This is a genomic window from Levilactobacillus brevis (assembly GCA_021383565.1).
Lineage (GTDB): Bacteria > Bacillota > Bacilli > Lactobacillales > Lactobacillaceae > Levilactobacillus > Levilactobacillus brevis_B.
Genome location: CP079699.1, coordinates 1,369,832 through 1,381,544 on the forward strand (window position 1 = coordinate 1,369,832; position 11,713 = coordinate 1,381,544).

General features: G+C 49.2%; 10 protein-coding genes. 6 read left to right on the top strand and 4 right to left on the bottom strand.

Annotation, left to right across the window (positions count from 1 at the left end; genetic code table 11):
- Positions 1-29: 29 nt before the first annotated feature.
- Positions 30-1,433, top strand: coding sequence for a C69 family dipeptidase (locus KB236_06465; GenBank protein UIF28200.1), 1,404 nt, complete (start codon positions 30-32; stop codon positions 1,431-1,433).
- A 688-nt stretch (positions 1,434-2,121) separates the two neighbouring features.
- Here the strand turns inward: KB236_06465 and KB236_06470 are convergent.
- From KB236_06470 to KB236_06480, 3 genes are all read right to left on the bottom strand, one after another.
- On the bottom strand, positions 2,122-3,198 hold the full coding sequence (locus KB236_06470) for a hypothetical protein (GenBank protein ID UIF28201.1): 1,077 nt from the start codon (positions 3,196-3,198) through the stop codon (positions 2,122-2,124).
- Positions 3,199-3,577: 379 nt separating this feature from the next.
- Entirely contained in the window at positions 3,578-6,112 is a 2,535-nt protein-coding gene (locus KB236_06475) for a M1 family metallopeptidase (GenBank protein ID UIF28202.1), read from the bottom strand.
- 136 nt (positions 6,113-6,248) lie between these two features.
- Entirely contained in the window at positions 6,249-6,533 is a 285-nt protein-coding gene (locus KB236_06480; GenBank protein UIF28203.1) for a helix-turn-helix domain-containing protein, read from the bottom strand.
- A gap of 167 nt (positions 6,534-6,700) precedes the next feature.
- On the opposite strand from KB236_06480, the gene KB236_06485 reads away from it, so the two are divergent.
- The 5 genes from KB236_06485 to KB236_06505 all read left to right on the top strand — a co-directional run bounded on the left by KB236_06485 (position 6,701) and on the right by KB236_06505 (position 10,548).
- Positions 6,701-6,907: a helix-turn-helix domain-containing protein gene (locus tag KB236_06485; protein ID UIF28204.1), complete on the top strand. Its 207-nt coding sequence runs from the start codon at positions 6,701-6,703 to the stop codon at positions 6,905-6,907.
- A gap of 43 nt (positions 6,908-6,950) precedes the next feature.
- A complete protein-coding gene (locus KB236_06490; protein UIF28205.1) occupies positions 6,951-7,640 on the top strand; it encodes a hypothetical protein in 690 nt (229 codons plus the stop codon).
- 116 nt (positions 7,641-7,756) lie between these two features.
- The gene (locus KB236_06495; protein UIF28206.1) at positions 7,757-8,176 is read left to right on the top strand and encodes a hypothetical protein; all 420 of its coding nucleotides are present in this window, start codon (positions 7,757-7,759) and stop codon (positions 8,174-8,176) included.
- Between the two features lie 33 nt (positions 8,177-8,209).
- Positions 8,210-9,349 (top strand): hypothetical protein, encoded by a 1,140-nt coding sequence (locus KB236_06500; GenBank protein UIF28207.1) that lies wholly within the window; start codon positions 8,210-8,212, stop codon positions 9,347-9,349.
- A gap of 56 nt (positions 9,350-9,405) precedes the next feature.
- Positions 9,406-10,548, top strand: a complete 1,143-nt coding sequence (locus KB236_06505; GenBank protein ID UIF28208.1) for a hypothetical protein — start codon at positions 9,406-9,408, stop codon at positions 10,546-10,548.
- A gap of 116 nt (positions 10,549-10,664) precedes the next feature.
- Here the strand turns inward: KB236_06505 and KB236_06510 are convergent, their stop codons facing one another.
- Positions 10,665-11,603, bottom strand: coding sequence for a restriction endonuclease (locus KB236_06510; GenBank protein ID UIF28209.1), 939 nt, complete (start codon positions 11,601-11,603; stop codon positions 10,665-10,667).
- Between the last annotated feature and the right edge of the window lie 110 nt (positions 11,604-11,713).

The following is an 11,713-nucleotide window of genomic DNA, read 5'->3' on the forward strand; positions in this document are numbered from 1 at the left end:
ATAATGTGGGAAAAAGGAGTGCTGTATTCATGACGAAGAGAATTAAAGGTTCATGTACCACCATTTTAGTAGGAAAAAAGGCGTCCTTAGACGGTTCCACCATCATTTCACGAAACGATGATGGCCACGAGGCCTTAGATCCAGAACGGTTTGTCGTGGTTAACCCCGACGACCAGCCCCGCGATTACCAAGCGGTTATCAGCGGTGTTAAGATCAGCTTGCCTGACAATCCCTTACGCTACACGTCCATTCCCAACTCCATTTTGACCAATGGAATCTGGCCCGCTGCCGGGATTAACAGTGAAAATGTGGCAATGTCCGCGACGGAAACCATCACCACGAATTCCCGTGTTCTGGGTATCGATCCGTACGTTGCCGGCGGAATTGGCGAAGAAGACCTCGTCACTTTGGTTCTGCCATACATTCACAGTGCCCGCGATGGGGTTAAGCGTTTGGGCAGTCTGCTCGAAGAATTCGGGACTTATGAACCAAACGGGATCGCCTTCTCCGACAACAACGAAATCTGGTGGTTAGAAACCATTGGTGGCCACCACTGGGCAGCCAAGCGGATTCCGGACGACGCCTATGTAGTTGCGCCCAACCGCATGAACATTGACGACTTTGATTTCAGCGCCGAAGACACCCTGTCCTCTGACGACTTAGAAGACCTGATCGCCAAGTACAACTTGAACCCCGACTTCGACCACGTGAACTTGCGGCACATCTTCGGTAGTGCCACGATCAAGGACACGGTCTACAATAACCCGCGGGCCTGGTTCGGTCAGAAGTACTTCAATCCTGAAATTGAACACGATCCCCAAGACCAAGACCTGCCTTTCATCTGCCACGCCAACCGGAAAATTTCCATTGATGACGTGAAGTTCGTGCTGAGCTCCCACTACGAAAACACGAAGTACGACGTCTACGGTCACGGCTCCGAAGATGACAAGACCCTCTTCCGGCCAATCGGTATCAACCGGAATCACGACGTCCACATCTTACAAATCAGAAACAACGTGCCCGACAGCATCGCCGGGATTCACTGGTTAGCCTTTGGCGCCAACACGTTCAACACGGTCGTACCGTTCTACGCCAACGTTAACGATACGCCGGCTGCTTACAAAGATGCCGATGGTACGTTTAACATGAACCACATGTACTGGTTGAGTTGTACCACTGCTTTATTGGGTGACACGGACTACAGCCTGTACGAAGACTTCCGAAACACTTTCGCCTTGGAAGCCATGTCCGCTTACCGTCAGATTCAACACGAGACGGATGCCGCTATTGTCGATGGTGCCAACACGGATATTTTGAAGGAAGCCAACGAAAAGCTGTCTGACGAATCCTTCAAACGGCAAACCAAGTTACTCGGTGACATGGTGACGTTTGGTTCCGAACACATGAAGTTACGGTACAATTTGAACGACTAATTTTAATCGCAGGTTACCGGTTGAACGACTGGCAACCTGTTTTCTTTTGCTAACTAAAGGTTGAAAGCTAGAAAACAGCTAGAATCCGTAGTATGACAAAGGTACCAGCCACTATAATATGTTAGTCGCGTACTGGCCGCCTTGCCGTTCGCCAAATTTGGTCTGGATCGCGGTGGGAAGGACGGGCCAAGCCAAAGAACGGTCTTGTCCCTCGCTTTGAGCCGTCAGCCGCGTCTCAAAGACGCCATTTTCCAAGCAAAACACTTGGAAAATCCCACGGCTGAGACCAAATTTGACTCACTCACGGCTACCTGAGGGGTATTCAATTAAGCTACATTGCCACTCCAGCGGTGTCACCACGCGTTCAACGGTTTTCATCCAGCGTAACTGGAGGCAGCCAGAGATGGAGGTAGCCGTGATAGCGGTGTTAGCTGTGCATCAGCTTACACCGCGGGACGTGTTTGGAGACTGGCGAATTTTGCCAGGCTCCAAACCGAGCCGGAGGACCGCTTCCCGGGCCGCAGGCGGTCCCCACAGCGCCGGAATCTCTGGCAGCCGCAGGTGGTGTTAATGGCTTGTTTAATGGCGATAAGCCTTGCCAGCTGGGGCTGGAATGTGTTCGCAAACTCTCAACCTTTAGTTGCTAATCCAAAAGGGCCCTGGAAGAAAACTTCCGGGTCCCTTTTCGTTAGAATTTCAATTCATACTCAAACTTTAACTTCTTGTAGTAATCCTGCTCAATAAAATCCGTGGGGCGTACCTCGCCGGGTTTCATCTCAAAGTAGGCCACTCCCGCTCGTTGGAGCATCGTGTAGACGAACTGGGAACAAAACATGATGTTGGGCTTGGCCGAATGCTTCGACACCAACCCAATCATGTTGTAGGCGCTACCCTCACGGTTGATTTCGGCAATCTTGTCGATCACGAAGCGCTTCTGCACCACCGTCACCGGGAGACTGTAGACCAAAATCGAAGCCCCCGCTTTTTGGTGGAAGAACTCCAGCGTTTCCGCATTCATGCCGGGCGGATAGACGTTGTCGCCGCCGTTGTAGCTGATAATGGTTTCTAAGTCGCGATCAAAGGATAGCGAGACGTGGTTGAATTGTTTGCGCGTAAAGACCGAGATCATCTCGCTGGCCGCACTCCCCGTGTTGGACACGGCGAGGTACAGGTTGGTGTCGGGTAACGTGGCAGTCGCCGCCTCAAAATAGGCCGGCGTTAACGTCCCGTGATTGATATAGTGCACGGCGCTATGCCGCGGGAGATCCTCGATAATCATTTTCACGTGAGCCACGGACACCTTATCCTTGGCCGCGGCCGCTCCGTTCAGCAGGTCGCTAAGCTTGTCGGCGCTTTGCCGGAGTTCATCGAAGCTCACCGTCGCCGCCTCTTCCACCGTGGGGAGGTAAAAGACCGTCTGATTATTGGTGGTCACGAAGCGCTCGACCCACAGCGGCAAGACGACCAGCATCACCCCAACCAATTTGCCGACGAAATACATCAGCGATGCACCGCGCAACGGAAAGACCGCTACCGAAATGAAGATGATCTGAATCACCATCAGTAACGTGTAGGCCACGGTCAGTCCAACCTTGGCGGCGTGAGGAAATTGGGCCAACCAGGTCCGCAAGACCATTACCGCCGCCACGTACAGATACACAATAATCAGAATCGGTTGGTTGGCGAATAAATACAGACAGACCAGTAGAATCCAACCCATCCCCCGAATCTTGATGGATTGAAAATAAGCAATAACTTCGTTCATGAAAAGTGGGTCTCCCATCTCGACCGATCCCATCCTGGCGGGGATACGGCTGATTTTGTCATGAAATTAGTATACCATAGACGGCTCATTTGGTGCGGGGACTAAAAGCTGTTGCCCCCTGACCTTTCTCGGGCCTATTCGAAACTTCAACTTTTTTGGTAAAATCCTGCAACAAATCCGTCAGAAATTACATTAGTAGTAAGTGAGGGCAACAAAAAGAGTTTGAGAAAAATATTCCCAAACTCTTGTGTTTCCAATTTAGATAACCGAAACGTGCGCCAAAAGGCAGCCGGTTCCGCCTAAAACTCTTAATGCCCACCGACTAATCGCCTATTATCCCACTCTGTTTCATGTATAGCTCTAAATTAACGATACAGTCTTATTTCACCGCCGCAGCAATCGCAGCGTTGACGGCTGCCTGTTCGTCTCTAATCAGGTTCACGCGGGTGGTAATCACCTTGATGTCCATCGTGATTTCCCGGGTTAAGCCTGGGGTGTTGACCTTAGGTTCGAAGAAGGCCTTGAACTCGGCCAGACGTTCCGGTGTCCGGAAGACCCGCGAGATGACGGTGATGTAGGTTGTAAATTCCATGTCCCCACCAACCGTGTCTTCGAGCCATTGCCAGTCGTTTCTGATCCAGTCCCAAGCGGCTTGTTCGCCCTTGCTGTTGGCAAGAACGTCGCGGAACCAGGCCCGCAAGTCTTGTGGTTTGACCGTATCAGCGTCTTCGAAGGCCACGATTAATTTGGCAATTAAATCCGCGTCCGTGGTACTGGTCAAAGCGGCACACAGGTCGGCCTTGTAGCTGGCATCGGTGGAGTCCCGGTAAGCAGCCAATAAACGGTCGAACAATTCGGCACTGCCGTAATTCTTCACCTCGTTGGCGAGGATTAAGGGCCGCGTGGCTGCCGGTAAGTTGACCAAGTCATCGGCGTTGGCCGTGAACTGGTCGTGAGCGGCGGCGATGGCCTTCGTATTGTGCGCAAAGAGCGCGGCACTCAACACCGTCGGCCGGGATAATTCATCGTCGATGTCGTCATTTTCACGTGGCGTCCAGCCTAAACGGGCAACTTGTTGGGCACTCAGTTGGTCATAGTAGGCCTTAATCTGCTGTTCTTCCGTGGAGTCTGGCGTCACGAATTTCCGCAGGTTGCCGGCGACCGTGTAGAGTGCGCTGGTAACCACCGTGTACTTACTGTCGGCAAATTGGTGAAGTAACGGAACGACGTCGGCGTAGGAAATCCGGCGTCCCTCGGCCAATAGGCGCAAATCTTGTAGGAGTTGCAGTTGCGAAATCTCATCGAGCGCGTTGACATTGGCTAAGATATCCTGTAACAACGTCTCGTCGTACTGGACGATGAAGTGGGAGTTGTTCCCCACGTTCAGCCGGAAAGGTTCCCCGCTGGCCTGACGTAGTGTCTGGTAGTCACCGAGGTTGAGTCGCTCGTTCTTAAGAAGCGTTGGTGCAGCAGCGTAATTGCTGTTCAACGGAATTTGCCATTGCCGACCGGCGTCCTGACCGTCACCTACGAAGAACTGCTGCTGGGTGAGAATCAACTGACCGTCGACAACCTTGGCCGTCACGACCGGATAACCGGGCTGTTCGAGCCAGGAGTTCATGATGGCACCGACGTCTAGGCCGGAAGCCTTCCCCAACGCGGACCAGAGATCGGCACCGCGGGCATTGCCGTATTTGTGGGCGGCGAAGTACGCCTTTAGGCCGGCACGTAAAGCATCGTCGCCGATTAAAGCGCGCACCATCACCAGCATCCGTGCCCCCTTGGCGTAGACGATGGCGCTGTCGAAGAGTGCATCGATTTCGGCCGGGTCCTCGACCTGTACGTGAACGGACTGCACGCCATCGGTGGCGTCGCGTTGTAGGGCCATCGGTACATCGCCGGACTGGAAGGCGTCCCAGGCGCCCCAGGTTGGTTCGATGGCGTCGATAGCGACGTATTCCATCATGTTGGCGAAACTTTCGTTCAACCATAGATCATCCCACCACTTCATGGTGACCAGATCCCCGAACCATTGGTGAGCTAATTCATGGGCAACCACCGTGGCAACCCGTAGCTTCAGGTCAAAGGCGGTATTGTCGGGATCAATTAACAGGTAGGCTTCCCGGTACGTGACCAGGCCCCAATTCTCCATGGCGCCGGCGGAAAAGTCGGGTAAGGCCATCTGCCAGGAATGTGGGAGCGGATATGGTGTCTGGTAGAAATCTTCATAGAACTCGATGGACCGTTTGGCGATGTCGAGAGCGAAGTCGAGTTCCTTGGCCTGGTGGGCCTTGGTGGCGAAGACGCCGACTTGTACCCCACTCTTGGTGGTGGTCAATTTGCTCTGCATGTCCCCAAAGGCAAATGCAATCAAGTAGGAGGACATCCGGACCGTGGTGTCGAAGTAGTGGACGCCGTTTTCGGTCTTCACTTCGGGCATGTTGCTGATGATGGTCTCGCCGGGTTGTTCGTCGAACTTAATGGCCAGGTCAAACGTGGCCTTGGCTTCGGGTTCGTCGACACATGGGAAGGCTTGGCGCGCCGCGGTCGTTTCAAACTGCGTGCCGATAATCTGCTTCTTCTCGCCGTTGAGTTCGTAGTAAGATGGGTAAATTCCCATCATGCTGTCGGTTAAGGGTGTTGTGAAGTCGATGGTCAGGGTAGTGTCACCGGTCTGGCTCAGGTCGATGTGAATGCCTTCGGACTTGTCATCAAAGGTAAATGGGACGTCTTGCCCATCGGCCTTGACGGCAGTGATGGTCATGTATTTTTGGTGAATTGCGACCTTAGATTCGCTGGCGTTCCCCGTGATGGTGGACGTCCCACTAATCTGTTTGGTGGCACGATTAATGTCTAAGTAGATGTTGTAATGCTTAGGTTGGAATAATTCATAGAAATGTGTGGATTTTGCCATGATTGCCTCCTAATAGGATAATGTCGCGCCATGAACCGGTCATGTGTGAGACGTTAAGCGGTTGTGGACGCTAACATTAGAATATTCTCATTATACACTATTATGGGTGGGATGCCGCGTCATTTGTCAGTGTGAGTTAACCCTTCGCGCCTTGCTCCGCCACTAACTTTTGCAGGTACGCGCGGGCCTTATAACGATTAGCCGCGTCGAGCTGTTCATACAGTTCGGCAATTTCCATATCATGCAAGCCTAACAAATCACTGACCTGCACGTTTAGCGCGGTCGCAAAACGATCCACGTAATTTAATGGAAAAGTCCGCGACTTATTTTCGTAGCGTGATAGCGTAGATTTAGCAATTCCAGTTTTTCGGGCCAACTCGGAAAGTGAGATCGCCCGATCCATTCTAATTTTGATAATCAAGTCGATAACTTCTTCACTTGTTCTAACGATCCTCACCTCCCGACTGATTGACTGAAGTATATCAAAAAAGTTCCCACATATAAACTTTTGATGCGAAGCCGGAACACTTCGTTGACAATTGGGAACGATAACGGTATTGTTTATTGGTGAAAAGGAGGCTGGATACTTTGGATTTTGACTTAAGGCGAATCAAGGCAGAGCGCATAGCATCAGGTATTACCCAGACCAAAATGGCACAACGCTTGGGGATGAGTCGGAGTTCTTACTGGAAGCGTGAAGCTGGGACGGTTCCTATTGACGTCAAAGAATTTGCATCCATCCTCACTGTCATTGGGATCGATCGCGACCAAATCTCGATATTCTTTAAGCCGTGATTGCTTCTATTTGACAACTTTTACATATTTCGGAGGTGGAGACATGGATGACATTCAAACAATGTCTAAAGAATCATTATTGGATACGCTTTCCGTTCTTGATAAGGCGGAAAGAATTTACGAGACGGCACTCGCCAAGAAAAATGCGATTAATCGTCAATGGCAACAACAGACCAACGATGCTGCGGATAGTCAGTATCGAAAGCGTGTCCTAGAAATCACGGGAATTTTCACCCTTCCCTCAATTGGCTCACTACTAGGCGCTGAAAATCTCTTCGTTCTATTGGTCGGCTTTATCTTTGTGTGGTGGATTAACTGGTTGGTCTACAAGTTAATTGATAGAATTTTTAAGATTAAGCCGTGGTACCACAATCGCTATTTGCAAAAACACAATACGGCTAGTCCCAGTGTAATCAATCAACTGCGGACGCTTCAGGGCGACATAGCTTACAATCAAAATGGTTTACAAAAACTAGCAGCAACCGTTAACTACCCCGACCGCTATCTTTACAACTACGATCCTGCACGATTGTTTGATATCGTATCCGTTGGACGAGCAGACAGTTTCAAAGAGGCACTGAATGTGCTGGAAACCGACAAGTACCATGATCAAATGAAGAAGACTTCCGATCTGACCTACCAGTCGGCACGCCAAGCTGAAATGGAAGCTCGGGCCGCCAAGGGATGGGCCATGGCGGCTACCTTCTACGCAGCCAACGCCAATCGTCGCTGATTCATTGATACCCGCATCACATCTTTAGCAAGTTTACACCTATAATCAATCATAATTTAGACGATTGGTTTGACGCCTTTTAACGACGATCAAGACTTTCTCGAAGGAAGACACTTATGCCACATAAAATACAAAAGTTCGCTTTACTTATCGTACTCACAATAACAACGATTCTAGTCGTATCTGCTCCTGCCAAGGCTCAAGCCGCTAAATGGCACCACATCACCTTTCAGGGCAAGACTTATCGTTCAAAATACACAATTAAACAGATGCGTAAAAAATATCATTTGAAGTATCGTAAAACTTATCATGGCCACGGCGTTTTGCGCTACTCGACGACCTTCAATGCCTTCGAAGGTATCCTCCACAACGCTCATACCGGTCACTGGGAAAGTGGCCGCTGGCAGAGTGGTAGGAAAATCAAAGGCTATTATGCGCAATTCGTCAGTCAGCCAACCGGAGACGGAAGCATTGTCGATTACAGCAGTCTGATTAACTTAAAGACTGGCCATTTATACAAGTCACACAATAATTAAAGCTTATTAACAACTGAATCAGAGGAGACTATCATGAATAAAATTGTTAAACGAGTTGCACTGACAGCATTAACCCTCGTTAGTTTTGTTGGCCTAGCTGCCGCTCAACCAACCACTGCCAATGCATCAAAAGTTCACTATGTCAAATGGAATAAACCCATGAAACATCACCAAGTAGCCGTCAATGGGCGCAAGTCCTCTTGGAAGGGCTACACGCTGAAGAAAGTTTCTAAGAAGCATTATCGATTCAGAACTGCCGCCAAACTCAATAGTCAGAGGTATCAAACGCATTCCCTGACGACTCTGCGCCATGCCAAGATTGATCACAGCATCTATTATGCAGTTCGCATCGGTAAGAAGGGCAAGACCGTTTGGGTTAACCGTAAGTACTTAACCAGCTGGGTGAAGAAGGCTTCTACCAACAAGAAGGCGCGTGCAAAGGCAGCTTCTAAAACAACCTCATCCAATGCTAAGTCTAAGAATACCGTCAAAAAGGCCAACTCCAAGACAACGAACACCGGAAAAATGTACGTCAAATCTACTAAGCACATCACTTGGACCCAATGGCTTAATCTGCCGGCATTTGGCGCAGATGGCAACGGCATTCCCCTCTACAATGTAGACAATGTGCCCTACGACGAAGACGGCTTCCCGTACGTCTCCAACAAGATGGGCAGCGCTTCACCAATTGAGGTCACTCAGATCAAGAGTGAGTTCACAGCGGCAGCCTATGCGGCAATTCCGGACAAGACCAATACGTACTACTTGAGTGATAAGAACGCCCTCTACCACCCAACAAATCCAGAGGTTGGCCAAGCGATTCGGGATAAGATTCCCAGTGACACATCTATCGCTAATGCTAAGCAGACACAAGCACAAGCCGGAAATCGTGTCGCAGAAATCTCATCTAATTTCACATTAGCTAATATGTCAGTTGGTCAATCGAAAACTGCGCAAATGTGGAGTTCTGTTTACGGAAACTTAAAACTAAGTGAAGCAGCTCGAAATACATTTACCATTCAACCTGCAGATAGCTCAATCGTATCTGTACCTAGTAAAACAACTACCGGCAAGTTTACTATTACGGCCAGACGTACTGGGAGTACAACCATTAAAGTAATTAGCGTAAACAACCCTAACCTTTTTGAAACGTTCACTATCAACGTTAAATAAGGTGTTCAAGTTCACGATGAGTTAAAATTTGGATTAATTGAATGTAGGAGAAAATTATGAATAAGATTACTAAACAACTTACAATTGGCATACTGGCCCTTGCTAGTTTTGTTGGCCTAGCTGCCGCTCAACCAACCACTGCCAATGCATCAAAAGTTCACTATGTCAAATGGAATAAACCCATGAAACATCACCAAGTGGCCGTCAATGGGCGCAAGTCCTCTTGGAAGGGCTACACGCTGAAGAAAGTTTCTAAGAAGCATTATCGATTCAGAACTGCCGCCAAACTCAATAGTCAGAAGTATCAAACGCATTCCCTGACGACTCTGCGCCATGCCAAGATTGATCACAGCATCTATTATGCAGTTCGCATCGGTAAGAAGGGCAAGACCGTTTGGGTTAACCGTAAGTACTTAACCAGCTGGGTGAAGAAGGCTTCTACCAACAAGAAGGCGCGTGCAAAGGCAGCTTCTAAAACAACGTCTTCGTCTAATGTCAAGACTAAGAACGCCGTCAAAAGGGCCAACTCCAAGACAACGAACACCGGAAAAATGTACGTCAAATCTACTAAGCACATCACTTGGACCCAATGGCTTAACTTGCCGGCATTTGGCGCAGATGGCAACGGCATTCCCCTCTACAATGTAGACAATGTGCCCTACGACGAAGATGGCTTCCCGTACGTCTCCAACAAGATGGGTAGTGCCTCACCAATTGAGGTCACTCAGATCAAGAGTGAGTTCACAGCGGCAGCCTATGCAGCAATTCCAGACAAGTCCAACACTTACTACTTGAGTGATAAGAACGCCCTCTACCACCCAACGAATCCAGAGGTTGGCCAAGCGATTCGGGACAGCATCCCCGACACAACCAACTTTGATAATGCAAAAGAGAGTCAGGCAGCAGCTGGCCACCGTGTAGCAGATATTTCCTCCAACGTTTACATCGTTTATCTGGAACCCGGCCAGAGTAAGCAAATCACTATGTGGGCCGGCACCTACAATAACATCAAGCTAAGCGATGTCCAGTTAAATTCCTACACGATCACGAGTGCTAACTCAGCCATCGCAACTGCTCCTACAAAAATCAGCAATGGAAAATTCGATATTACAGCTTTACGCGCTGGCGACACCAGTCTCACGGTTCGTAGCGTGAATAACCCTGATCTATCTGAACGAATCGATGTTCATGTGAAGTAAGCTAAAAAATAGCCTTACAGCCAATCGGCTGGGGCTATTTTTTATAAGAAAATTCGTTAATGACAAACATCGCTCATGCTTAAAAAGATTATCAGCGAAAAAAGACAGCGTTAACCTCAATCCACGTCCTTAAAGAAATCATCGAGTTCAAACGTCACGACCGGCTTCACGTACAGCTGGTATTTAGCGACCAAATCAGCCAATCGTTCACCATTAATCAGTGTAATCACCCGCGTCCCAGTCCGTGCCGCTTTAATAGCCGCCCGCGAAAAATCAGAAGTGGTGACGAAAATGCCAAATTCGGCGTTGTATTTATCCATAGCCCCACGAAATTTGTCGATCTCGGGTGAAGGCACCGGTGATGTCCAACGCTTAGCCTGAATCGCCACTCTTGCCGTTCGAAAGTCGTCGCTGGTCAGATAGCCGAATCCATCGAGGCCTTCATCCCCACTGAGCTTGACCCCAATCTTTTCATCCAGATCGACGCCCATTGCCTTCACTAACCTGCGGGCAAAGAGTTCAAATTTCGCCGGGCTAATCTTTAAAAGCGCATCCTGTAACTCGGTTCGCCAAGTATCAATCGGATCATCGTCAGGGGCGATTCCCTCCTCAGTTGTCAGGGATTCTTCCGTTGGCACTGCCTTATTATGGCGGCTCGCCGCCTTTCTGTCATGTTGCTTTTGCCATTCTGGATCGGCCTTAGCATAAATGTCGCGCTGCACATCCAACGTCTCTAGATCGACCTCTCGTCCCAATTTCGTGAGTTCAACTTCTCCCCGCTTCGGACGCGTTAAAAAATCAGAAAATTCCAAGTTTTTAACACTGAAGTTAAAGATAAAAGCAAATGGTCGATACTTATGTCCGGACTGCTGACTCACGACCTCTCGCGTAATAAATGCTTCTGGAATCACATTGTCCCGCGTTAAGATATCTTCTCGAATACTCTTCGTGAGCGCTCGTCCACCAAGTTTGCGCAAAGATTTGATAATTTCTGGCATCACCAGTATCTCTTGTTTCCGTCGCGATAAATCTTCAAATTTATCATCCCGATTCATACAGTCTCTCCTCACCTTCGCTGAATTTAACTAACCTCATTAGTTTTAAGCATACCACAACGTCACTCCAAGACTTTCTTTGAAGTACCACCAAGGCACCGTTTTCTTCG